At 71.5% G+C, this 22367-nt stretch carries 24 protein-coding genes; 15 read left to right on the forward strand and 9 right to left on the reverse strand.

Annotated elements, in window-relative coordinates; all coding sequences use genetic code 11:
* Positions 1 to 145 precede the first annotated feature (145 nt).
* Complete coding sequence (gene acs / locus HCT63_RS02670; RefSeq protein ID WP_167001228.1) at positions 146 to 2158, reverse strand: acetate--CoA ligase; 2013 nt, start codon at positions 2156 to 2158, stop codon at positions 146 to 148.
* 304 nt (positions 2159 to 2462) lie between these two features.
* On the opposite strand from acs, the gene HCT63_RS02675 reads away from it, so the two are divergent.
* Positions 2463 to 2819 (forward strand): hypothetical protein, encoded by a 357-nt coding sequence (locus HCT63_RS02675; protein WP_167001229.1) that lies wholly within the window; start codon positions 2463 to 2465, stop codon positions 2817 to 2819.
* Positions 2820 to 2895: 76 nt separating this feature from the next.
* On the opposite strand, the gene HCT63_RS02680 is transcribed toward HCT63_RS02675, so the two are convergent.
* The gene (locus tag HCT63_RS02680) at positions 2896 to 3456 is read right to left on the reverse strand and encodes a TetR/AcrR family transcriptional regulator C-terminal domain-containing protein (protein WP_167001230.1); all 561 of its coding nucleotides are present in this window, start codon (positions 3454 to 3456) and stop codon (positions 2896 to 2898) included.
* A gap of 59 nt (positions 3457 to 3515) precedes the next feature.
* Here HCT63_RS02680 and HCT63_RS02685 point away from each other — a divergent pair, with 59 nt between their 5' ends.
* From HCT63_RS02685 to HCT63_RS02695, 3 genes are read left to right on the forward strand one after another with little or no spacing between them, the layout of a single operon-like run.
* Positions 3516 to 4133: a biotin transporter BioY gene (locus HCT63_RS02685; RefSeq protein WP_167001231.1), complete on the forward strand. Its 618-nt coding sequence runs from the start codon at positions 3516 to 3518 to the stop codon at positions 4131 to 4133.
* Positions 4134 to 4135: 2 nt separating this feature from the next.
* Entirely contained in the window at positions 4136 to 4843 is a 708-nt protein-coding gene (locus tag HCT63_RS20630; RefSeq protein WP_167001233.1) for an ABC transporter ATP-binding protein, read from the forward strand.
* Entirely contained in the window at positions 4840 to 5454 is a 615-nt protein-coding gene (locus tag HCT63_RS02695; protein ID WP_167001235.1) for a CbiQ family ECF transporter T component, read from the forward strand. Before HCT63_RS20630 ends, HCT63_RS02695 begins: the two co-directional genes overlap by 4 nt.
* A 144-nt stretch (positions 5455 to 5598) precedes the next feature.
* Here the strand turns inward: HCT63_RS02695 and HCT63_RS02700 are convergent, their stop codons facing one another.
* Complete coding sequence (locus HCT63_RS02700; protein WP_167001237.1) at positions 5599 to 7056, reverse strand: GuaB1 family IMP dehydrogenase-related protein; 1458 nt, start codon at positions 7054 to 7056, stop codon at positions 5599 to 5601.
* 73 nt (positions 7057 to 7129) lie between these two features.
* On the opposite strand from HCT63_RS02700, the gene HCT63_RS02705 reads away from it, so the two are divergent.
* Positions 7130 to 7504 (forward strand): VOC family protein, encoded by a 375-nt coding sequence (locus HCT63_RS02705; RefSeq protein WP_167001239.1) that lies wholly within the window; start codon positions 7130 to 7132, stop codon positions 7502 to 7504.
* 27 nt (positions 7505 to 7531) lie between these two features.
* On the opposite strand, the gene HCT63_RS02710 is transcribed toward HCT63_RS02705, so the two are convergent.
* The 3 genes from HCT63_RS02710 to HCT63_RS02720 form a co-directional block, all read right to left on the reverse strand.
* Positions 7532 to 8128, reverse strand: coding sequence for a DUF402 domain-containing protein (locus HCT63_RS02710; protein WP_167001241.1), 597 nt, complete (start codon positions 8126 to 8128; stop codon positions 7532 to 7534).
* Entirely contained in the window at positions 8104 to 8430 is a 327-nt protein-coding gene (locus HCT63_RS02715) for a helix-turn-helix transcriptional regulator (protein ID WP_167002259.1), read from the reverse strand. Before HCT63_RS02715 ends, HCT63_RS02710 begins: the two co-directional genes overlap by 25 nt.
* Positions 8431 to 8509: 79 nt before the next feature.
* On the reverse strand, positions 8510 to 9295 hold the full coding sequence (locus tag HCT63_RS02720) for a class I SAM-dependent methyltransferase (RefSeq protein ID WP_167001243.1): 786 nt from the start codon (positions 9293 to 9295) through the stop codon (positions 8510 to 8512).
* Between the two features lie 50 nt (positions 9296 to 9345).
* On the opposite strand from HCT63_RS02720, the gene HCT63_RS02725 reads away from it, so the two are divergent.
* Entirely contained in the window at positions 9346 to 10086 is a 741-nt protein-coding gene (locus HCT63_RS02725) for an oxidoreductase (protein WP_167001245.1), read from the forward strand.
* 336 nt (positions 10087 to 10422) lie between these two features.
* Here HCT63_RS02725 and HCT63_RS02730 read toward each other — a convergent pair whose 3' ends face one another.
* Positions 10423 to 11256 (reverse strand): HAD family hydrolase, encoded by an 834-nt coding sequence (locus tag HCT63_RS02730; RefSeq protein WP_243842856.1) that lies wholly within the window; start codon positions 11254 to 11256, stop codon positions 10423 to 10425.
* Positions 11257 to 11388: 132 nt separating this feature from the next.
* Between HCT63_RS02730 and ssd the strand changes: the two genes are divergently transcribed.
* From ssd to HCT63_RS02765, 7 genes are all read left to right on the forward strand, one after another.
* Positions 11389 to 12492: a septum site-determining protein Ssd gene (gene ssd / locus HCT63_RS02735; protein ID WP_167001249.1), complete on the forward strand. Its 1104-nt coding sequence runs from the start codon at positions 11389 to 11391 to the stop codon at positions 12490 to 12492.
* On the forward strand, positions 12489 to 13715 hold the full coding sequence (locus HCT63_RS02740; RefSeq protein ID WP_167001251.1) for a TadA family conjugal transfer-associated ATPase: 1227 nt from the start codon (positions 12489 to 12491) through the stop codon (positions 13713 to 13715). Before ssd ends, HCT63_RS02740 begins: the two co-directional genes overlap by 4 nt.
* On the forward strand, positions 13712 to 14521 hold the full coding sequence (locus HCT63_RS02745) for a type II secretion system F family protein (RefSeq protein WP_167001253.1): 810 nt from the start codon (positions 13712 to 13714) through the stop codon (positions 14519 to 14521). The genes HCT63_RS02740 and HCT63_RS02745 overlap by 4 nt, the downstream gene beginning before the upstream one ends.
* A complete protein-coding gene (locus tag HCT63_RS02750; protein ID WP_208322234.1) occupies positions 14518 to 15243 on the forward strand; it encodes a type II secretion system F family protein in 726 nt (241 codons plus the stop codon). Before HCT63_RS02745 ends, HCT63_RS02750 begins: the two co-directional genes overlap by 4 nt.
* 133 nt (positions 15244 to 15376) lie before the next feature.
* A complete protein-coding gene (locus HCT63_RS02755) occupies positions 15377 to 15565 on the forward strand; it encodes a DUF4244 domain-containing protein (protein WP_167001256.1) in 189 nt (62 codons plus the stop codon).
* A gap of 73 nt (positions 15566 to 15638) precedes the next feature.
* On the forward strand, positions 15639 to 16013 hold the full coding sequence (locus HCT63_RS02760; RefSeq protein WP_167001258.1) for a TadE family protein: 375 nt from the start codon (positions 15639 to 15641) through the stop codon (positions 16011 to 16013).
* Positions 16010 to 16396 (forward strand): Rv3654c family TadE-like protein, encoded by a 387-nt coding sequence (locus tag HCT63_RS02765; protein ID WP_167001260.1) that lies wholly within the window; start codon positions 16010 to 16012, stop codon positions 16394 to 16396. Before HCT63_RS02760 ends, HCT63_RS02765 begins: the two co-directional genes overlap by 4 nt.
* Here the strand turns inward: HCT63_RS02765 and HCT63_RS02770 are convergent.
* Both HCT63_RS02770 and HCT63_RS02775 read right to left on the reverse strand, forming a co-directional pair.
* Complete coding sequence (locus HCT63_RS02770; protein WP_167001262.1) at positions 16366 to 16785, reverse strand: LapA family protein; 420 nt, start codon at positions 16783 to 16785, stop codon at positions 16366 to 16368. The genes HCT63_RS02765 and HCT63_RS02770 overlap by 31 nt on opposite strands.
* Before the next feature lie 30 nt (positions 16786 to 16815).
* A complete protein-coding gene (locus HCT63_RS02775; RefSeq protein ID WP_243842857.1) occupies positions 16816 to 19185 on the reverse strand; it encodes a DEAD/DEAH box helicase in 2370 nt (789 codons plus the stop codon).
* Positions 19186 to 19306: 121 nt separating this feature from the next.
* Between HCT63_RS02775 and HCT63_RS02780 the strand changes: the two genes are divergently transcribed.
* Together HCT63_RS02780 and HCT63_RS02785 are read left to right on the forward strand one after the other, a co-directional pair.
* Entirely contained in the window at positions 19307 to 19651 is a 345-nt protein-coding gene (locus HCT63_RS02780; protein WP_167001266.1) for an STAS domain-containing protein, read from the forward strand.
* Positions 19652 to 19841: 190 nt separating this feature from the next.
* Positions 19842 to 22352: a sodium-translocating pyrophosphatase gene (locus HCT63_RS02785; RefSeq protein ID WP_167001267.1), complete on the forward strand. Its 2511-nt coding sequence runs from the start codon at positions 19842 to 19844 to the stop codon at positions 22350 to 22352.
* The last annotated feature ends 15 nt before the right edge of the window (positions 22353 to 22367 follow it).

Genomic DNA, 22367 nt, shown 5'->3' on the forward strand with positions numbered 1-22367 from the left:
CACGACTCCTCGTCGCAGGTGCGGTCAGAACGAGCCTAGGGGATGCGGGCAGCGTTGCGTGGGCGCCCCGCGGGTCCCCGACCCCGGACGTCATACGGATCGAGGGCTCTGACCCTCGATCCGTACGACGTCAGCGGAGGTGGTGTCAGTCCTCGGACGACCTGGCCATGCCGGTCTTGATCTGGTCCATAACACCGGAGTCGGCCAGCGTGGTGACGTCGCCGACCTGACGGTTCTCGGCGACGTCGCGCAGCAGGCGGCGCATGATCTTGCCGGAGCGGGTCTTGGGCAGCTCGGCGACGACCATGATCGACTTCGGCTTGGCGATCGCGCCGATCTCCTTCGCGACGTGCGCGCGCAGGTCGGCGACGATCTCCGCGCCGCCGTCGCCGGCGGACTCGCGCAGGATCACGAACGCGACGACGGCCTGCCCGGTCGTCGCGTCGTTGGCGCCGACGACCGCCGACTCGGCGACCTTCGGGTGCGACACGAGCGCCGACTCGATCTCGGTCGTCGACAGTCGGTGGCCCGACACGTTCATCACGTCGTCGACGCGTCCGAGCAACCAGATGTCGCCGTCCTCGTCCTTCTTCGCGCCGTCACCGGCGAAGTAGAGGCCCTCGAAGCGCGACCAGTACGTGTCGATGAAGCGCTGGTCGTCACCCCACAGCGTGCGCAGCATCGAGGGCCACGGCTCGGTCAGGACGAGGTAGCCGCCCGATCCGTTCGGGACCGGCTCCGCGTCGTCGTTGACGACGTCGGCGCTGATGCCGGGGATGGCGGTCATCGCAGAGCCCGGTTTGGCCGCGGTCACGCCCGGCAGCGGCGAGATCATGATCGCGCCGGTCTCGGTCTGCCACCACGTGTCGACGACCGGGGTCTTGCCCGCGCCGATCGTCTCGCGGTACCAGACGTACGCCTCGGGGTTGATCGGCTCGCCGACCGACCCGAGCACACGGATCGACGACAGGTCGAACTCCGCGGGGATCTCGGCGCCCCACTTCATGAACGTACGGATCGCGGTCGGCGCGGTGTAGAAGATCGTCACGCCGTACTGCTGGACGATCTCCCACCAGCGGCCCTTGTGCGGGCTGTCGGGCGTGCCCTCGTACAGGACCTGCGTCGCACCGTTGGCCAGCGGGCCGTAGACGATGTAGGAGTGGCCGGTGACCCAGCCGATGTCGGCGGTGCACCAGTAGACGTCGGTCTCGGCCTTCAGGTCGAAGACCGCCCAGTGCGTCCACGCGGCCTGCGTGAGGTAGCCGCCGGTGGTGTGCAGGATGCCCTTGGGCTTGCCGGTGGTGCCGGACGTGTACATGACGTACAGCGGGTGCTCGGCGGGGAACGGCTGGGGCGTGTGGTCGGTCGACGACTCGTCGACGAGCTCGTGCCACCAGATGTCGAGGTCGCCGTTCCAGGCGACGTCCTGCCCCGTACGGCGGACGACGAGGACGTTCTCGACGAGGCCGGACTGCTCGGCCTCGACCTTGGCGACCGCCTCGTCGACAGCGGGCTTGAGCGCGCTCGGCGCACCGCGGCGGTATCCGCCGTCGGCGGTGATGACCAGCTTGGCGCCGCAGTCCACGATGCGGCTCGCGAGCGCGTCTGCGGAGAAGCCGCCGAACACGACCGTGTGCACGGCGCCGATGCGCGCGCACGCGAGCATCGCGATCACGGCCTCGGGGATCATCGGCATGTAGATGGCGACGCGGTCGCCGGTCTCCACGCCGAGCTCCTCGATCGCGTTGGCAGCCTTCGAGACCTCGTCCTTGAGCTGGGCGTACGTGATCGTGCGCGTGTCGTCGGCGGGCTCGCCGACCCAGTGGAACGCGACCTTGTCACCGCGGCCGGCCTCGACGTGACGGTCGACGCAGTTGTATGAGGCGTTGAGCGTGCCGTCGGCGAACCACTTCGCGAAGGGCGGGTTCGACCAGTCGAGGACCTCGGTGAACGGCGTGTCCCAGTCGAGGCGGCGCGCGGCATTGGCCCAGAAGGCGAGGCGATCTTCGGCGGCCTCCGCGTACGTCTCCGCCGTCGCGTTCGCGTGCTCGGCCAGCGAGGTGGGCGGCTCGAAACGACGGTCCTCGTGCAGCAGGTTGGACAGTGACTCTCCCACGACGGTTCCTCTGGTCTCTCGACGGCACGTTCCGCCGCCCATTGTGCCTCCGGTCACACTGCTCGGGGGTGGCGGGAGGCCTCGGATCGTCCAGCGGCGCCGTCCGCGCGACGGGCGGCTGGGGCGCGCGACGTACGGGCGGCGATGTGACGGGGGTCATGGCGGCCCGGCGAGGCGGAGGCGTTGTCAAGCCCGAAACCACGGCAAATCGGGCAATTGGATGTGAGAGAGATCACTTGGCGGGATGTGGGTGTGGCGACACCGGCACAGGGGCTAGGATGACGCGCACGGGGGCGGCACAGGACTGCATCGTTCGACGACCGCAAGCAAGACAGAAGAGAGCAACGTGACCGCGTATCCCGGTTGGCAGATCATCCATGAGGCCACCACGAAGGGCCCATCGTCGATGCGCCGCGTCGTCATTTTCAGTCATCGCAGCGGGTCGCGTCTGCGGCTCACGAGCGACTACCGCGGTGACGTCGCGACGACCGTCGCCGAGTCGTGGTCGTCCATCGGCTGGGTCGAGGCCCACCGCAGCGTCGACACCCAGCTCTTCCGCAGCAGCACCCCCAACGAGGCTGCGCTCGTCGACACGCTTGACCGGCTCCTGATCGAGGTCTTCCGGCTCGCGAGCCAGATCGTGGTCGGGCCTCAGGCGGCGCCGGCGCCGGCGTCCTCGGCGTTCAGCGACATGATGCGCTGACCCGCCGGTTGAACCCCGCCGCCGCTGGTTGAGCCTGTCGAAACCCGGCCGCCGCTGGTTGAGCCTGTCGAAACCCTCAGGCCCTGACCGGGAGCGCCGCACGCAGCCCCGACAGCAGGAGGCCGAGTCCGAGATCGAAGGACTCCGGAGACCCGATCGACGGGTCGTACGTGATCGCCCCTGTCGCGCTCGCCTGCTCGTGCATCTGACGCGCGGAGGCGTGCCCGAGGACGAAGAGCATGATCGTCCGAGCGCCCGTCACGGCGACGTCCCTCTCGAAGACGTCAAGCATCTGTACGAGGCGTTGCTCGGGCTCTCCTGCGCCGAGGCCGAACGCGGATGCCGTCGCGACCACCTCGGCACCGTCGCGTACCGCCAGCATCGCGTCGCGCGTCTCGTGGCAGAGGGCGGTCACCTGTGCGTCCCACGGGCCCGTCGCGTCCGGGCGGCGCCCGCGCGCGAGGATCTCGTCGGCCATCAGGGCGAGGAGCGTCTGCTTGTTGGGGACGTGGTGGTAGAGCGCGCTCGGCTGCACCTCGAGCTCGGCGGCGACCCTCCTCATCGACAAGAACTCCAGGCCGTGGGTGTCGAGAACCCGCAGCGCACCCTGCACGACGTCCTGGAGGGTGTTGGCCATGGGAGCAGTCTATCGGTTAGCCTGAACACCGTTCAGGTGAACACTGTTCAGGAGACCTCATGACCCTCGATTCCCAGGCCACGCCGTCCACGGCCGACGACGTCGTCGCCACCAGACGCTCGTTCTCGACCACCGATCTCGCGCTCATCGCGGCGTTCGCGGCGCTCATCTCGGCATGTGCGTACCTGCCCGCGATCCCGGTCGGCGCCTCCGGCGTGCCGATCACGCTGCAAACCTTCGCCGTGATGCTCACGGGCTGCCTCCTCGGGCCGTGGCGCGGGTTCACCGCGGTCACGCTCTACCTCGTGCTCGGTGCGATCGGTCTCCCGGTGTTCGCCGAGCACTCGTCGGGGCTGGGCACGTTCACGAGCGTCAGCGCCGGCTACCTGATCGGCTTCCCGTTCGCCGCGCTGCTCGGCGGGTTCCTCGTGAAGTACGTCGCCGGCCCGCAGCGCAAGACGCGCGCGGTCTGGGTCTTCCTGTGCTCGATCTCGGCGAGCATCCTCGTGATCCACCCGTTCGGGGTCGTCGGCATGATGCTCCACCAGGACGTCTCGCTGTGGACGGCGATGACCTGGGACGCGCCGTTCTGGATCGGAGACCTCCTCAAGACGACGCTGGTCGCGATCATCGCGGCCGAGGTGCACCGCGCCTTCCCACGCCTGCTGCACCCCTGATCGTGCCGACACTGACGTTTGACGGCGCGGGGGTCACGGTCCCCACCCCGAAGGGTGACAAGGTGATCCTCGCGCCGACGTCGCTGGAGCTGACCGAGCGCCGCATCGGCGTGATCGGCGCCAACGGCTCAGGGAAGTCCACGCTCGCCCGGATGGTCAACGGGCTCGTCACCGCGTCGACGGGCCGGGTCCTCGTCGACGGGGTGGACGTCGCCGCGCAGCCGTCGCGCGTACGCCGCCGGGTGGGGTTCGTGTTCACCGACCCCGCGGCGCAGGTGGTGATGCCGACGTGCGTCGAGGACATCGAGCTCTCGCTGCGCCGCCACGTCAAGCGCGCCGGTGAGCGGCGCGAGCGGGCGCTCGACGTGCTCGCGCGGTACGGGCTGCGCGACCTCGCCGACACGAGCGTCCATGCCCTGTCGGGTGGACAGCGTCAGCTGCTGGCGATCGCGGGTGTCCTTGCGACGGAGCCTGTCGTCGTGGTCGCCGACGAGCCGACGACCCTCCTCGACCTCGCCAACACCCGGCGGATCGGCGACCTGCTCCACGGGCTCGACCAGCAGGTCGTGCTGGTGACCCACGACCTCGATCTCGTACGGCACTGCGACCGCGTCCTCGTCGTCGACCACGGGCGGGTGCGCTTCGACGGGGATGCCGACGAGGCCGTCGCGGACTACGTGGCGTCTGTCGAGCAGGCGGTCGCACCGTGAGCACCCCGTACCTGATCGGTGTCTATCAGCCGGGCGACTCGGTGGTCCACCGGTTGCCGGTGGGCGTGAAGGTCGCGGCGCTCGCGGTGTTCAGCGTCGCGGTCGTGGCGGTACGCAGCATGCCTGCGTCGTGGGCGTACCTCGCCGTCGCGCTCGCGGTCGCAGCCGTCGCTCGGGTGCCGTTGAGGCTGCTCGCGCGCGCGGCACGGGCGGTGCTGCTCGTGGCGGTCGTGATCGGGGCCTTCCAGTGGTGGTTCCACGGCCGCGACCGCGCGATCGAGACGCTGCTCGACCTCGTATCGCTGTCGCTGATGGCGGTCGTCCTCACCGCCACGACACCGGTCAACGCGATGCTCGACGCCTTTGTCCGGTGGATCACGCCGCTGCGTTGGTTCGGTGTGGATCCCGACCGCGTCGCGCTGACGATCTCCCTCGCGATGCAGGCGATCCCGGGCACGTTCGCGATCGCCGCGGAGACGCGCGACGCTGCTCGCGCCCGAGGGCTCGAGCGGCGCCCACGGGCGTATCTCTCGCCGTTCGTCATCCGGGTCGTCGCGCGCGCCCAGGAGACGGGCGACGCGCTCGCCGCTCGCGGCGTCGGCGACGACTGACGTCCGCCGGGGGCCACGTTCGCTCGGGTACCCCTGCCAAGCTGCGCCGACCCGAGTGGGTGCGGTGGGGTCAGTCGCCGTTCGCTGGGGTACCCGAAGGAACCGACAGGGTACGGCGCGGGCGATCGCCGCGCCGAGCGGCCGTCACCAGCTGGCGTGCAGCGGGCGCCCTTCCTCGTACCCGGCGGTGCTCTGCAGTCCCACGACCGCACGCTCGGCGAACTCGGGGATGCTCCGCGCACCGGCGTACGTCGCCGACGAGCGGACGCCCGCGATGATCTGGTCGATCAGGTCCTCCACGCCGGGGCGCTCGGGGTTGAGATACATGCGGGAGGTGCTGATGCCCTCCTCGAACAGCGCCATCCGGGCGCGCTCGAAGCCGGCCGCGTCGCGGGTGCGGTTGGAGACCGCGCGGGCCGAGGCCATGCCGAACGACTCCTTGTAGGGGCGGCCGTCCGTGCCGATGCGCAGGTCGCCCGGGCTCTCGTACGTGCCGGCCAGCCAGGAGCCGATCATCACGCTCGCTCCGCCGGCCGCGAGCGCCAGCGCGACGTCGCGGGGATATCGGACGCCGCCGTCGGCCCACACGTGCTTGCCGAGGTCGGCGGCTGCGGTGGCGCACTCGAGCACGGCCGAGAACTGCGGCCGTCCGACACCGGTCATCATGCGGGTGGTGCACATCGCGCCCGGACCGACGCCGACCTTGGCGATGTCGGCTCCGGCGGCGATGAGGTCGCGGGTGCCGTCGGCCGATACGACGTTGCCGGCGACGACCGGGACGCGGCGGCCGGTCTCGACCTCGTACGCGTCGCGCGCCGCGACGACCAGCGGCAGCGCCTGGAGCATCTTGTCCTGGTGACCGTGCGCGGTGTCGACGACGAGGACGTCGACGCCCATCGCGAGCAGCGCCTCGGCCTTGCCGCGCACGTCGCCGTTGATGCCGATCGCGGCACCGATCTCGAGGCGGCCTTCGGCGTCGAGGGCTGGCGTGTAGAGCGTCGAGCGCAGGGCGCCCTTCTTCGTCGCGACGCCGACGAGGGCGCCGTCGTGCAGGACGGGCGCGTACGACAGGTGGTGCTCGCTGAGCGCGTCGAAGACCGTACGGGGGTCGTCGGCGGCGTCGAGCGCGAGCACGTCGGAGCTCATCACCTCGTGGACCTGCGCGAACCGGTCGACCTCGGCGCCGTCGTGCTCGGTGACGACACCGAGAGGCTTGTCGCCCTCGACCACGAGCACGGCGCCGTGGGCGCGCTTGTGCAGGAGGCTGAGCGCCTCGCCGACGGTGGTGTCGGGCGTGACGGAGACCGGGGTGTCATAGATCGGGTGTGCCGCTTTGACCTGCGCCACGGAGCGAGCGACGACGTCGAGCGGGATGTCCTGCGGGATGACGGCAAGCCCGCCTCGACGCGCCAGGGTCTCGGCCATCCGGCGTCCAGAGACCGCCGTCATGTTGGCCGCGACGACCGGGATCGTCGTGCCGACGCCGTCGGGGGTGGTGAGATCGACGTCGAAGCGGGAGATGACGTCGGAGCGCGACGGCACCATGAACACGTCGCTGTAGGTCAGATCCTGGGACGGCTGCTGGTCGTTGAGAAAACGCACCCTTTCAGGGTACTGACCGGCGGCGTCGCGCGGACCCGTCGAGACTGTCTGACCTTCGTGCGACGGTGGATCCATGCCTGGTCACGAGCACTCCATCCCGCTGTCCGTCGACTACGTCGAGATCGCCGTCACCGACCTGCCGGCCGCGTCCGCGTTCTACCGTGACGCGTTCGGGTGGGAGATCGTCCCGTACGGCGACGAGTACGCCGGCTTCCGTACGCCCGCCGAGTCCGGGGGCGAGGAGGCGGGTGGCCTGCGGCTGGCCGACGAGGTGACCCGCGGGTCGACCCTCGTCCTGCTGTACGCCGACGACCTCGAGGCGTGCGCCGCGTCCGTCACGGCGGCGGGCGGCAAGGTCATCGAGGGGCCGTACGCGTTCCCCGGCGGTCGCCGCTTCCACTTCCTCGACCCGAGCGGCAACGAGCTCGGGGCCTGGTCGACGAGCTGAGGCGGGCGCGCTGAGCCGGCGGGCGGCTCAGCGCGAGAACGCGCCCTGCGCCTCGCGCAGACGTGTCCAGCCGAGCTCCCCGAACGGCTCGTGGCGCCGTACGACCGCGTCGGCGACGTCGTGGGCGGAGCGTTCGGCGAGGGTGACGAGGTCGTCGGGATAGCCGTACGTGAGGCGGTGCTCGGTGAGCTCGTCGGCGTCGTGCGTCTCGACCTGTCCGTCGATCGTCAGGACCACATCGAGGTCGAGGTCGAGCATCGTCACGAGATCGGGCGCCTCCCACCTCGCCGGGGTCGTCATGTCGACGTAGAGACGCCACCGCAGTCGTCTGGTCGGATCGTCCTCGACGGCGTGGAACGTCGCGACGTACGGGTCGGTGTGCGGGACGAGCGTGATGCTGTCGACGACCGTCCGTACGTCGCGGGCCGGGCGGACCATGCGCGACCCTGCCGGCATGTACAGCCACGTACCGACCTCGTCGCGGGCGTGCGCGATCGTGTCGAACTCCCAGTGCGGGTGGCCGCCGTACTTCGTCGTGACCTGACGGACGAGGGTCCCGGGTGCGGGCTCGGGCGGCGGTGCCGACCCAGGGGTGCCGATCAGGCCGCCATCGCGACGGGGCACTGCGGAGTGCCGGCCTCGCGCACCGGCGCGACTCCCTGGTGCACGGCGTAGGCGCGGGCGACCGTGGCGACGAGGTCGAGCATCGTGATGCCGAGGGCCGTGCAGACCGAGGCGATGATCTCCGAAGAGGCTTCCTTCTGGCCGCGCTCGATCTCGGAGAGGTAGGCCAGCGAGACTCGGGAGGACTTCGCAACGTCGCGCAAGGTCCTGCCGCGCGCACGGCGCTCCCCGCGGAGCGCGTCGCCCAGCGCCTCACGCAGCAGCGGGGCGGGCTCCGGTGCGGGCGGGACGGGTGCGAGCAAGGTGGTCACTCTTTCACGCTAGGCGGCGTACCCAAGTTCGCGCCATCGCAGACGCGCTTCGTTCGCTCTCAGCAGACGCTCAACCCAGCCCGATGCGCAGCTCGCCGCGCGGCACGGACGAGGGATTGAGGGCGTCCTTGTGGACGATCGCGCGGTAGCAGCGCGTCGCGTACCGCATCCGCAGACCGTTGTGCCCGCTGGCGTGGCTCTCGTACAGGGCACGGACCTGGTCGAGGACACGTTCTCGCTCGCGGTGGGCCCGTGCGGCGATCGACGAGCGCGACGAGACCAGGGCGAGGAGGGCGTCGAGGTCGAGCTGCTGCCAGAAGCCGAAGTCGGCAGAGTCGGGCAGATCGAACAACCCCGAGAGCGGCAGCGAGTCGGTGATCGCCGCGAGGTCGTCGGGCTCGGCGTCGATGATCGCCGTGAGGCGGCGGACCCACGGGACGGACTCGTCGCGGGTGTTCCAGACGAGCGCGGCACGTCCACCGGTCCGCAGGACGCGGGCGACCTCGGGGAGGGTGCGCTCGGCGTCGAACCAGTGGTACGACTGCGCGGCCACGACGACGTCGAAGGACCCGGCGGGAAACGGAAGGCGCTCGGCGACCGCGCGTACGACGGGGACCTCGAGGCGCCTGGCGAGCCTGCCGAGCATCTCGGCGGAGCGGTCGAGGGCGACGACGTCGTGCCCGAGCGCCGTCAGGGCGGTGGTCATCTGGCCGGATCCGGCGCCGAGCTCGAGAACGCGGACGGGCGCGTCACCGATGAGCCACCGCACGGCGCGCTCGGGGTAGGACGGTCGGGAGTGCGCGTAGTCTCCGGCGCACGCGTCGAAGGCTCGCGCACGCTCCGGGGACCTGTCCACAGGCCCGAGGCTACCAACGGCTCCGCGGCCCGCCCCGTATCCTGCAGGGCGTGCCTGACCCCTTTTCCGCCCTGACGGCGCTGGACGGTGTCCCGTCGGCGTTCGCTGCCACCCGTGACGGTCTCGACTCGCTGCTGCGTGACCGCGGTCTGCGCCGCAGCACGCCCGAGATGACGGCCGACTCGCTGCTGCTGGGCGCGGCCGCGAGCGCCGCGATCGACGGTGCCCCGTACGATCCGGACGGCCTGCGTCGCGGCGAGGCCGATCCGCTTGCCCTCGCCGTCGCGCGGATGAGCACCGAGCTGCTGTCGCTGGTCCCGACGTGGCACAAGGCGCCGCTTCAGGCGATCGCCCGCATCCACGCGCTGGTGGCGCGGGGCCGAGTCAGCGACGACGAGCTGGGACGGCCGGTGTCGCCGGAGGGTGCGAGGCGGCTCGGCACGCTCGCGCAGGCCGTGGTCGCCCCGACAGAGGCGCCGGGCCTGCTGGTCGCTTCGGTCGTGCACGCCGAGATCGCGACCGCAGGGGCGTTCGTGTCCGACAACGGGATCGTCGCACGGGCGGCCGAGCGGCTGGTGATCGTCGCCAAGGGTGTCGATCCGGCGAGCCTGACGGTGCCGGAGGCCGGTCACCGGGCTGCGGGGGCGGGCTACACGAAGCTGCTGGGCGAGTACGAGTCGGAGGGGACGGCAGGCGTGCACAAGTGGCTGCTGTACGCGGCACAGGCGTACGCGGACGGCGCGGAGGCGGCGCCTGTCGAGCCACCGAAGGGCCCCCGCCGCCGCTCCTGACACCCCAACCCCTGTGCGCACACCCCAACCCCGTGCGCGCCCCAGCCCTCGTGCGCGCTCCCGTGGGAGGGCGGCGAAGCCGTCTGAACAGGCAGACGCGCCACCTGCTCGAGATGGCGCGCCCTTGGCTGACCGTCTTCTCGGCTACCAGGCGTCCTGAACTCCGTAGTACCAGTCCGGGGCCTCGATGGGTTCTCCCGTGGCAGGTATCCCTTTAAGACGGGAAGGGTCGTCGCGTGGGTACCGGGTCTTCGATCTGCCGCCTTACTTGTCTCCTTTGTACCCGCTCGGGACGGTTACGGCTACCCCTTGGCCGCAGATGGCGAGATGCGAGGCTCACACAGAGCGGCGGCGTTTGAGCTGGTGAAGAGCGACTCCGGCCGCCGCGGACACGGCGGCGGCGGCCAGCCCGGCGACAGCGACCTTGCTGCCGGTGGACTCGAGCGAGACTCGGCTCTTCAGGGCGATCGGCTCGGCGAACTCGAGCACCGGCCAGTCCTCCTCGGCAGCCAGGCGACGCAACGCCTTGTCCGGGTTGACGACGTACGGGTGCCCGACCTCGACGAGCATCGGCACGTCGGTCTCGGAGTCGGAGTAGGCGTAGGACTCGGTGAGGTCGTACCCCTGCTCGTCGGCGAGTTCCCTGATCGCGATGGCCTTGTTCTCGCCGTACGCGTACCTCTCGATCTCGCCGGTGTAGCGGCCGTCCTCCTCGACGAGCCGCGTCGCGATCACGTGGTCGGCACCGAGCATCGCGCCGATCGGGTCGACGACCTCAGACCCTGAGGCGGAGACGATGACCACGTCGCGCCCTGCGGAGCGGTGCGCAGCGATCAGGTCGACGGCCTCGACGTAGACGAGGGGGTCGACGACACTGTGGAGCGTCTCGGCGACGACCTGCCGCACGGTCTCGACGTCCCACCCCTCCACGAGCGCGGTGAGGTAGGCGCGCATCTTCTCCATCTGCGCCTCGTCGGCACCCTGCAGGGCGAACATGAACTGCGCGTACGCGCTGCGGAGCACTGACCGGCGGCTGATGAGGCCGGAGTCGTAGAAGTGCTTGGAGAACGCCAGCGTGCTGGAGCGGGCGATGATCGTCTTGTCGAGGTCGAAGAACGCCGCGGAGCGGGTGCTCGCGGAAGGGACGGGCGTCGCGTCGGACGTGGTCACGCGTTCAAGCATAGACAGCGAGGGCGGTCGGGGTCGCCGGAAATTCGGGCGTGGCCGGTCCACAGCCTGGCGTCCTCCACACCACAGCGCCTCCTCGAGGCCGCCGGCTTCGTGAGGACACATGCTCACGTCATGGTTGCCTACACCGGAAGCGCCGGACCTGTACGACCGCTGCTCGTCACCGCCTCTGAGCAGCGGCTCGAGTCCGTTCTCCGCCTGTGCGCGGCCGCAGGCGTCGAGCCGAACGTGTGCGCCGACGTGGGTGCCGCGCGCCAGCTCTGGCCGCGGGCGGGCCTCGTCGTGATCGGCGACGATGCCCTCGACGAGGTGGCCTCGGCCGCGCTGGAGCGACGAGCTGACGTCGTCGTGATCGCCGACGAGTCACCCGACCCGCAGGTGTGGGGCGTGGCGCTCGCCGTCGGTGCCGATCGAGTTCTCGCCCTCCCACGTGACGACAGCACGCTCTGCGACGCTCTCGCCGACGGCGTCGAGGGTGCCGGCCAGGACGCGCCGGTGCTCGCCGTCGTCGGTGGCTGCGGGGGCGCAGGGGCGTCGTCGCTCGCGGCAGCGGTCGCGATGACGGCAACGCGGGACCGGTCGGTCACGGACCGTCACGGTGGCGCGAGCGTGCTTCTGGTCGACGCCGACCCGTGGGGCGGTGGGCTCGACGTGCTGCTCGGGGTCGAGGCGACGCCCGGGCTGCGGTGGAGCGACCTGACAGGCACGCACGGGAGGCTGAGCGGGGCGGCACTGAGCAGGTCGCTGCCGCGGGTCGACGACTTGGCGGTCCTCGCGTGGGATCGCGGGGCGATCGAGCCTGCAGCGCCGGAGACGGTGCGGGCCGTCCTGGCGGCGGGCAGGCGTGTCCATGACCTCGTCGTCGCCGATCTGCCGCGCCACCTCGACACACCGGTCGAGGAGATCCTCGCGCGAGCAACCTCCGTCGTCCTCGTCGTGCCTGACGATGTGCGTGCGGTCGGTGCGGCGTCCGGCGTCGCCGAGGGGCTAGCCGGGTGGGCGAGCAACGTCGGGCTCGTGGTGCGCCGACGACGTCGAGGCCTCCCACCTGAACTGGTCGCGGACACCCTCGGCATGCCGCTGGTGGCGACGGTCGACGACGACCCACGCTTCCGACTCGCGGTCGAGGAGGGCCTCGGGCCGCTCGCCAGGCGTACGTCGGTCCGGCGGGCGGCGCGTGAGGTGCTCGACGTCTTGGGCCCGGAGCTCGGGCGATGAGGCGCGTCTCCCGCACCCTCGATGCTCTTGCCTCGCCGAGCGCCGCTCAGACGCCCGATGAGGGGTTGATCGAGGAGATCCGCGACAAGATCGCCGCCGCGGGAGAGCGTCCCACCGCCGATCGTGTGGCGGCGGCCCTGCGCGCGGGCGGCCACGTCCACGGCGACCGTACGGTCCTCGCCGTCGTCGATGCCCTCCATCGTGAGACCGTCGGCGCCGGTCCGTTGGAGCGTCTGCTTCGGGCCGAGGGCGTGACCGACGTCCTCGTCAACGGGCCCGACGACGTCTACGTCGACCGGGGGTCCGGGCTGGAGCGCACCGACGTGCGCTTCACGGACGACGACGCTGTCCGCCGCTTGGCTCAGCGCCTCGCGGCGGCGGCCGGCCGCCGGCTCGACGACGCCTCGCCCTTCGTCGACGTACGTCTTCCTGACGGGACCAGGCTCCACGCGGTGCTGTCGCCACTCGCCCGGCCCGGCACGGCGCTGTCGCTGCGAGTGCCTGCTCGTCGGGCGTACTCGCTCGACGAGCTCGCCGCGCGGGGTGCGTTCACGGCGGACGTCCGCGGGGTGCTCGCGGCGATCGTCCGGGCGCGGGCGGCCTTCCTCGTCACAGGCGGCACGGGTACGGGCAAGACGACCCTGCTCGCGGCGATGCTCGGTGCCGTGCCTGCGGCCGAGCGCCTCGTGGTCGTCGAGGACGCCAGCGAGCTGCGTCCCGACCACCCGCACGTGGTCGCGCTCGAGGCACGGCCGGCCAACGTCGAGGGCGCGGGTGCGGTGGTGCTGCGCGATCTCGTCCGCCAGGCGCTGCGGATGCGTCCCGACCGGCTGGTCGTCGGCGAGGTGCGCGGGGCCGAGGTGGTCGACCTCCTCGGTGCGCTCAACACAGGACACGAGGGTGGATGCGGCACCCTTCACGCCAACACTCCACGTGACGTCCCCGCGAGGGTCGAGGCGCTGGCGATGGCGGCGGGGATGCCGCGGGCCGCGGTGCACAGCCAGCTCGGTGCCGCGCTCGATCTCGTGGTCCACGTCGCCCGGGACGCGGCCGGACGCCGGCGCGTCGCCGAGGTCGCGACCTTGCAAGGCGCAGGCGACGGCACGGTGGTGTGCGAGACCGCGTGGGCGATCGCGGCCGACGGCAGGAAAGCTCGCGGCCCCGGGGCAGAGCGGCTCGACGAGGTGCTCGGTCGTACGGGTGAGGGCGAGGCGGCGCCGTGAGCGCTGGCGGTTCGTGGGCGGTCGCCGCGATGCTGCTGGCGGCGTTCGGGACATGGCTCGGAGCCGGGCCGTCAGGCTCCGGCCGGATCGTGCCTCGGGCCTTCGAGGCGGCGGGCGCAGTGCGGTCGCGGCCTCGCGCGTCGTGGGTCTGGCTCGTCGGTGCACTCGCGGTCGTCGTCCTCGCCTGGTGGGGAGTCTCCTTCGTGGCCATCGCGGTCGTGTCCGGTGTCGTCGCAGTCGTGGCGCGGTTGCGTGCACGCGGACGACGCCGCGCAGACGGTCGCCGGCTCCACGCCGAGATCGCGGGCGCGTGTGAGGCGCTCGCGTCCGAGCTCGCCTCCGGGTCGCCGGCCTCGCTCGCGATCGACCGGGTCGCCAGGGACTTCGTCGTGCTCGCCACCGTCGCCTCCCACGCGCGGTTGGGCGGCGACGTCGTCACAGCGCTGCGGGCGGCCTCCACTGCGCCTGGTGCAGAAGGCCTCCGCGACGTCGCCGCCGCCTGGTCCGTGAGCGCGCGCAGCGGTGCGAGCCAGGCGGCGATCCTCGATCGCGTTGCCGAGATGCTCCGCGAACGTGACGACCTCTTGCGTGAGGTGGACGCGGCCCTCGGATCTCCTCGCGCGACGGCACGGCTGCTCGCGGTGCTGCCCGTCCTCGCCCTCGCCCTCGGTGTGGCGCTCGGCGGAGACCCACTCGGCTTCTTGCTGGGTGGGGGCCTCGGCTCGTGGTGCCTGGCGGGCGGGGCGGCACTCGCGGTCGCAGGGGTGCTGTGGGTCGAGCGCCTCACGGAGTCGGCCGCGAGGTGAGCCTGCTCGCCGCCCTTCTCGCGTGCCTGGCGGTCGCGCTCGCTGCGGATGACTCCGGCCGGGCGCGGTTGCGTGACCTTCGCGCTCAGCAGACCGCTCCGACCCCCGGCCGTCCACGACCGGGCTGGCTCACCTCGCACTGGTTCGCGGGCGCGCTCGCCGTCGTTGCGGTCTCTCAGGTGGTGGGCGGAGTGTCGGGTATGGTCCTGGGCCTCCTCGCCGGGGCGGGCGTCACCTGGTGGGTGAGCAGGCTCGAGCCTGCCGCGCACCGGCGCCAGCGTGAGCGAGAGATGAGGGACCTGCCGCTCGCGCTCGACCTGGTCGTGGCGGCGGTGGTCGCGGGGCGGCCGACCATGCAGGTCCTGGCCGTCGTCGCCGACGCGGTTGACGGCCCACTGGGCGCGCGTCTGCACGGCGTCGTCGCGCGGCTGAGCCTCGGCGCCGATCCGGCCGCCGTGTGGCGCGAGCTGCACGACGATCCCGTGCTCGCCCCCTTGGCTCGCGCGTTCGCCCGTGCGGCGCGCAGCGGCACCGCCGTGAGACGGGTGCTCGAGCGCGCCGCGGACGACCTGCGTGCCGTCCAACGTGCCGCCGCTCTGGAGCGTGCGCGCGCCGTGGGGGTTCGTACGGCGGCACCGCTCGGCGCCTGCTTCCTGCCAGCCTTCCTGCTGCTCGGTGTGGTCCCCACGGTGGTGGCGACCTTCGCGTCGCTCGACCTCTGACGCTGCACGCGCGCCTCCACAACCGGGCGCCTTCCCCAGCCGAGGCTCGCTCCGCGTCAGGAGGGAGAAGACGGACCCACCTTGTAGGTGCGCCCGAGCGGCGGGCGTCACGACACCGATCGAGGAGAGCGACATGCGATACCTGAAGCAGCTGCGGGCACGTGCCAACGAGCAGGGGATGACCACCTCCGAGTACGCCGTCGGCACCGTGGGTGCCTGCACCGTCGGCGGCGCCATCTACACCATCGCGACGTCGGACTGGTTCAACGACTTCGTCAAGGGCGTCTTCGAGAAGGGGATCGAGCTGCTCCCGTTCATGTGAGCACGCCCGAGGCTCGGCGGGTCCGGCGGTCGCACCCGACCGCTGGACCCGGTCCACGGTGAGAGGAGAAGCGGTGGCGGCAGGTGGAGGACGTGAGCGAGGGATGGTGACGGCAGAGACGGCGATGGTCCTGCCGTTCCTGGTCGCCCTGGCGTTCGCGCTCGTGTGGGTGGTGAGCCTCGGGGTCACCCATGTGCGGCTGGTCGATGCGGCGCGAGAGGGAGCGCGCATGGCCGCTCGCGGCGACGACAGGGAGGATGTCGTCGATGCCGTGGAGCAGATGGCTCCCGAGGGGGCCACGGTGGAGGTCGTCGACGGGGAGGACGAGGCGACGACCCGGGTGATCGTGCGCCTGAGGTCCCGCGTCGAGCTGCCCGTCGTCCGGCAGCTCGCGGTCGACCTCGACGCGTCCGCGGTGAGCGCCGACGAGTCCGCGAGCCGACCGTGATCGGCCGTCTGTCAGCGCTGCGGACCGAGGGGGGAGCGGGCGCGGTCTATGGTCTCGTGGTGGTGACGGTTTTTGCGACCGCGTTCGCGATCGCTGTGCAGGTCGCGGCGCTCGCGCGGCTCCAGCACCAGGTCACCGCTGCCGCAGACCTGACGGCGCTCGCCGCCAGCGGGTCGGCTGACGGCGGTGGCGACGGGTGCGCCCAGGCGGAGCGCATCGCCGCGGCCAACGAGGTCCGGCTTCGCTCGTGCGCGCTCGACGCCGCGGTCGCCACCGTCGTCGTCGAGCGCAGCGCGCGGACGTGGGGCGTGACCCTCACCCTGAAGCGCACGGCGAGGGCGGCGCCGCGCGACTACGTCCCCGCGGCCGGAGGTGGGCGATGAGGGCCCTCGTCCGCTCCGCCCTCGCCGGCGAAGTCGTCCGGCTCGTACGGCGGCTCCTCGCGAGGGGTCTTCGATGTCGGTTCCGACAGTGCGGAGGGCTCCGCGGGACGCGACTCCTGCGCGCGCTGCTGCTCCAGCCGGCGGTGCTCCTTGCGAAGCTGACGGTTCTCCTTGCGCACCTGGTACGAGCGGCGCAGCCCGCGCGTGATCAGTCCCAGGCCGACGACGGCGACGAGCATGCTGCCCGCGCCGATCCAGAAGGCGCCGACGCCGTCGGTCGTGACGTCCCACCCGAGGAACTCCACCGAGACTGCCTCGGTGGCTTCCACGGAGACGACGACACCCACGAGAACGGCCAGCGCCAGCAGCAGGACACCCAGAGCGATCATCGACATCCCCCTCGCGATGGTGGAGCCACCCTAACGAGATTCGGCGTCTCCCACCGGGGACGTGGCCGCGGCACCCGGAGCGTCGGGCGCGTCCGCGAGCAGCGCGTCGAGCAGGACGACGGCACCGCGCTTCGACAGCGGGTTGTTGCCGTTGCCGCACTTCGGCGACTGCACGCAGGAGGGGCAGCCGACGTCGCACCCGCACGAGGCGATCGCGTCGCGCGTCATCGACAGCCAGCGGTGCGCGACGTCGTACCCCCGCCGGGCGAAGCCCGCACCACCAGGGAGGCCGTCGTGCACGAAGACGGTGAGCATCCCCGTGTCGGGGTGGAGGGCGGTCGAGACCCCGCCGATGTCCCAGCGGTCGCAGGTGGCGAGCAGCGGGAGAAGGCCGATCGACGCGTGCTCGGCCGCATGGGCGGCTCCCGGCACCTCGGCCGGGTCGAGCGCGAGCGACTCGACGACCCGACCGGGCAGCGTCCACCACACCGCAGTGGTCCGCAGCGTGTGCTCGGGCAGGTCGAGCGGCATCTCTCCGAGGACCTGCGCGCTGCCCGAGCGCCGCTTCACGTACGACACGACGCGGCTGGTCACGTCGACGTCTCCGAAGGCGACAGTCGCCCGGCCCCACGGCACGGCGTCGCGCTGGTCGACGATCGCGATGTCGGTCACCGACCGGGCGGTGGTCGTGTAGTCCGGACGGTCGGGCCGTACGAGGGCGACGCCGTCACCGGGGTCGTACTGCTCGACCACGTAGGTCTCGCCGCGATGCACGTAGACAGCACCCTCGTGCACGGTCGCGTCGGCGCGTCCACCATCGACGGTGCCGAGGAGGCGGCCTGTGTCGTCGTCCACGATCTGCACCGCGGGCCCTCCCACCGAGCGGATGTCGACGAGGTCGGCCGCGCGCTCACGCTTCGTCCAGAACCACCCCTGCGGACGCCGTCGCAGCCATCCCGCGGCGGTGAGGGCAGCCACCCCCTCGGCGGCGCCCTCCCCGAACAGGCCGAGGTCGCCGTCGGTCAGCGGGAGCTCCTGTGCGGCCGCGGCGAGGTGCGGGCCGATCACGTGCGGGTTGGACGGGTCGAAGACCGTGCCTTCCACGGGAGCACCGAGGAGGGCCTCCGGGTGATGCACCAGATAGGTGTCGAGCGGGTCGTCGCGGGCGACGAAGATCCCGACGGCGCGGGACCCGTCGCGCCCCGCCCGCCCGAACTGCTGCCGGAGCGCCGCACGGGTGCCAGGGAAGCCCGTGGTGACGACAGCGTCGAGACCGGCCACGTCGATGCCCAGCTCGAGCGCGTTGGTGCTCGCCAGGCCGAGCAGGGACCCGCTCCTCAGGTCGCGCTCGATGGCGCGACGCTCCTCCGGGAGGTAGCCGCCGCGATAGGTCGTCACGCGCTCGGGCAGCGACGCGTCGACCTCGGCGAGCATCCGCCGCGCCGACATGGCGACGGACTCCGCGCCGCGGCGAGACCGGACGAAGGCGAGGGTGCGCACGCCGGACGCGACCAGGTCGGTGAGCAGCCCGGCGGCCTCGACCGACGCAGGCCGTCGTACGGGGGCGCCGTTCTCGCCCGCCCCGGCGTCGACGAGCGGCGGCTCCCAGAGCGCGAGCGCGACCTCCCCCTTCGGCGCGGCGTCGTCGGTGACCGCGTGCACGTCGAGCCCGGTGAGCCGCGAGGCGGAGACACCGGGGTCGGCGACCGTCGCCGAAGCGAGCACGAACGTCGGGTCTGCGCCGTAGTGGGCAGCGATCCGACGGAGCCGGCGCAGGACGTGGGAGACGTGCGAGCCGAACACCCCGCGATAGTGGTGGCACTCGTCGACGACGACATAGCGCAGTCCCGACAAGAATCGCGCCCATCGGCTGTGCGAGGGCAGCACGGTGCGGTGCAGGAGATCGGGGTTGGTCACGATGTAGTTGGCGTGGTCGCGGGCCCACTGGCGTTCCTCGCGCGTGTTGTCGCCGTCGACCGCTGCCGCGCGCACCGCCTCCCAGCCGGCCGTGAGGACGTCGAGCCCTTGCAGCTGGTCGTGGGCGAGCGCCTTCGTCGGTGCGAGATAGAGGACGGTCGGGCCGCGGCCGCGCCGCTCGTCGGCTGCTCTGCCCGCGCCGAGCGCAGTGAGAGCCGGCAGCTGGTACGCCGCCGACTTGCCGGAGGCCGTCCCGGTGGCCACGACGACGTGTCGTCCGGAGTGCGCGAGGTCTGCCGCCTCGACCTGGTGGGCCCACAGGGTGTCGATGCCGACAGAGCGCAGTCGAGTCCGCAGCGCGTCGTCGACCCAACTGGGCCACTGCGCATGAACGGCGGTGCGGGCCTCCTCGCGTGCGAGGTGGACGAGCCGGCCGTCGGAGGCCCCGGGCAGCCGCAGCAAGGTCTCGATCGGATCGGCCACCCTACGAGTCTCCCAAGACCGGCAAACGAGCCCACGAGCAGCCAGGCAGGAACCCCACGGGGAGCAGCGTCCGCGTGGTTGAATTGTGCCTGTCCCGCTGTCGTACGAGCAGGAGCCCGCGGTGGACCTGTCACTCGAGACCCGAGCGCTCGACGGCTTCCGCATCGTCGAGGTTGCGGGCGAGATCGACGTCTACACGGCGCCGCGCCTGCGGGAGGCGCTCGCCGATCTCATCGAGAGCGGCCACCACCACGTCATCGTCGACGTGGAGAAGGTCGACTTCCTGGACTCCACCGGACTCGGGGTCCTCGTCGGCGGTCTGAAGCGCGTCCGTGCCTACGACGGCAGCCTTGACGTCGTCTGCACCCGTGCGCGTCTCCTCAAGATCTTCGAGATCACCGGGCTCACTAAGGTGTTCGGCATCTTCGGCACGGTCGACGACGCCGTCGCCGCGCACGCCGCCTGAACGCCGTTCACCGCGCCGCTCACACCGTCCCAGGGCCGTACAGCCGCCCCAGGGCGGGCTGACGTCACGTCCCTGACACAAATCCGCGTGTCTGTCGCCGAAACGGTTGTGTCGTACGTCACGTTGCTGATTGTCTGTTCGGGCACGCCTGAGTCAGCGCTTCACCGCGCGATGCCGAGGAAGGATCCGCATGTCCTACGTTCCCCTGGCAGCATCCGAAGACCTGTCCCTCACGGGTACGAACCTGGGGTTGGTCGTCGGAGTCGCCGTCATCGGCGTCATCTCATTGGTGATGGCCGCGGTGTTCCGCAAGCAAGTCCTCGAGGCCGCCGAAGGCACCGAGCGGATGCAGGAGATCGGTCGGGCGGTCCAGGAGGGCGCCTCGGCCTACCTGACACGGCAGTTCAAGACGCTCGGCGTCTTCGTCGTGCTGGCCTTCCTGCTCCTGTTCATCCTTCCTGGCGATGCGAACATCCGCGTCGGACGCTCGATCTTCTTCCTCGTCGGCGCGTTGTTCTCCGCGACGATCGGCTATCTCGGCATGTGGCTCGCCGTGCGCGCCAACGTGCGGGTCGCCGCCGCCGCGCAGAACGAGGGGCGTGACCCGGCGATGCGGATCGCCTTCCGGACCGGAGGCGTCGTCGGCATGTCGACCGTCGGCCTCGGGCTTCTCGGTGCCGCGGTCGTCGTCCTCATCTACAAGGGTGAGGCGCCGTCGGTGCTCGAGGGCTTCGGCTTCGGCGCCGCGCTGCTCGCGATGTTCATGCGAGTCGGCGGAGGCATCTTCACCAAGGCCGCAGACGTGGGCGCCGACCTCGTCGGCAAGGTGGAGCAGGGCATCCCCGAGGACGACCCGCGCAACGCCGCCACGATCGCCGACAACGTGGGCGACAACGTCGGCGACTGCGCCGGCATGGCCGCCGACCTCTTCGAGTCGTACGCGGTCACGCTCGTGGCCGCACTCATCCTCGGCTCGGTGACCTTCGGCGAGCACGGTCTCGTCTTCCCGCTGATCGTCCCGGCGATCGGCGCGCTCACCGCGATCCTCGGCGTCTTCCTGACACGCCCACGGGCGGGCGAAGGCGGCCTCACCACGATCAACCGCGCGTTCTACCTCTCCGCGATCGTCTCAGCGGTGGGATGCACGATCGCCGCGTTCATCTATCTGCCCTCCAGCTCGGAGGACCTCGTTGACGCCGGTGGCGTCACCGCGATCGAAGGCTTGTTCGGGCAGCTCGGCCTCGGTTCGCAGGCAGGCGAGTTCAACCCGCAGGTCGTCGCCATCGTCGCCGTGCTCATCGGCATCGTCCTGGCGTCCGTGATCCTCGCGCTGACCGGCTACTTCACCGGCACTGAGCACTCTCCGGTCAAGGACGTCGCCAAGACTGCGCTCACCGGTCCGGCCACCGTCATCCTCTCCGGGTTCTCGCTCGGCCTCGAGTCGGCGGTCTACACGGCCCTGGTGATCGGCGCAGCGGTGTACGGGGCGTTCCTCCTCGGCGGTGGTGCGCTCCTGGTCTCGCTGTTCGCGGTGGCGTTGGCGGGCTGCGGCCTGCTCACCACCGTCGGCGTGATCGTCGCGATGGACACGTTCGGTCCCGTGAGCGACAACGCGCAGGGGATCGCCGAGATGTCGGGCGACGTCGACGAGAACGGCGCCCAGATCCTCACCGAGCTCGATGCGGTCGGCAACACCACCAAGGCGATCACCAAGGGCATCGCGATCGCGACGGCCGTGCTCGCGGCGACCGCGCTGTTCGGAGCGTTCACCGACACGATCACCCGGGAGGCGGCGAGCATCACCGACGCGAGCGGGATCGCGGTCGGCGACCTGCTCGGCCTGCTGGGCGTGCTCAACATCGCCGAGCCCAACAACCTCGTCGGTCTGATCATCGGCGCCTCGGTGGTGTTCCTCTTCTCGGGCCTGGCGATCGCCGCCGTCGGGCGCGCCGCCGGCGCCGTCGTGTACGAGGTTCGTCGCCAGTTCCGCGAGATCCCCGGGATCATGGAGGGCACCGGTCGTCCTGAGTACGGTCGCGTGGTCGACATCTGCACCCGTGACTCACTGCGCGAGCTGGCGACGCCGGGAGTGCTCGCGATCTTCGCGCCGATCGCCGTCGGCTTCGGGCTCGGGGTCAGCGCACTCGGCTCGTACCTCGCCGGCGCGATCGGTGCGGGCGCTCTGATGGCGGTCATGCTCGCCAACTCCGGCGGCTCGTGGGACAACGCCAAGAAGCTCGTCGAGGACGGCCATTACGGCGGCAAGGGCTCCGACGCCCACGAGGCGACCATCATCGGCGACACGGTCGGCGACCCGTTCAAGGACACTGCGGGCCCGTCGCTCAACCCGCTCCTCAAGGTGATGAACCTCGTCGCGCTCCTCATCGCACCGGCCGTGGTGACGCTCTCGTACGGGGCTGACTCCAACGACGTGCTGCGCTATCTCATCGCCGGCGTCTCGGTCGCGATCATCGTCGCCGCGGTCGTCGTCTCCAAGATGCGCCGGTCGGCGATCACCGACGATCCGGGGAGCGCCGACGGCGGCGACGGCGGCGGCCACGGCACCGATCCGGACGCGCTGCAGGAGCCCGGGGTCGACTACGAGCCGACCAGCGACGAGGACCGCGAGCCTCGCCGAGGCCCGGTGCCGGGTGCCCCGGAGTACGACGAGTCCGGTTGGCAGGACCCCCGTCCGATCTGACCCTGAGGCGAGGGA

The organism is Mumia sp. ZJ430 (assembly GCF_011751845.1).
Classification (GTDB): Bacteria; Actinomycetota; Actinomycetes; order Propionibacteriales; family Nocardioidaceae; genus Mumia.

What these genes read in the sequence shown, in the direction of transcription:
- acs (WP_167001228.1), bottom strand. Translation starts at nt 2,158, where the DNA reads ATGGGCGGCGGAACGTGCCGTCGAGAGACCAGAGGAACCGTCGTGGGA.
- HCT63_RS02680 (WP_167001230.1), bottom strand. Translation starts at nt 3,456, where the DNA reads ATGGCCAACACCCTCCAGGACGTCGTGCAGGGTGCGCTGCGGGTTCTC.
- HCT63_RS02685 (WP_167001231.1), top strand. Translation starts at nt 3,516, where the DNA reads ATGACCCTCGATTCCCAGGCCACGCCGTCCACGGCCGACGACGTCGTC.
- HCT63_RS02705 (WP_167001239.1), top strand. Translation starts at nt 7,130, where the DNA reads ATGCCTGGTCACGAGCACTCCATCCCGCTGTCCGTCGACTACGTCGAG.
- ssd (WP_167001249.1), top strand. Translation starts at nt 11,389, where the DNA reads ATGGTTGCCTACACCGGAAGCGCCGGACCTGTACGACCGCTGCTCGTC.
- HCT63_RS02740 (WP_167001251.1), top strand. Translation starts at nt 12,489, where the DNA reads ATGAGGCGCGTCTCCCGCACCCTCGATGCTCTTGCCTCGCCGAGCGCC.
- HCT63_RS02755 (WP_167001256.1), top strand. Translation starts at nt 15,377, where the DNA reads ATGCGATACCTGAAGCAGCTGCGGGCACGTGCCAACGAGCAGGGGATG.
- HCT63_RS02770 (WP_167001262.1), bottom strand. Translation starts at nt 16,785, where the DNA reads ATGATCGCTCTGGGTGTCCTGCTGCTGGCGCTGGCCGTTCTCGTGGGT.
- HCT63_RS02785 (WP_167001267.1), top strand. Translation starts at nt 19,842, where the DNA reads ATGTCCTACGTTCCCCTGGCAGCATCCGAAGACCTGTCCCTCACGGGT.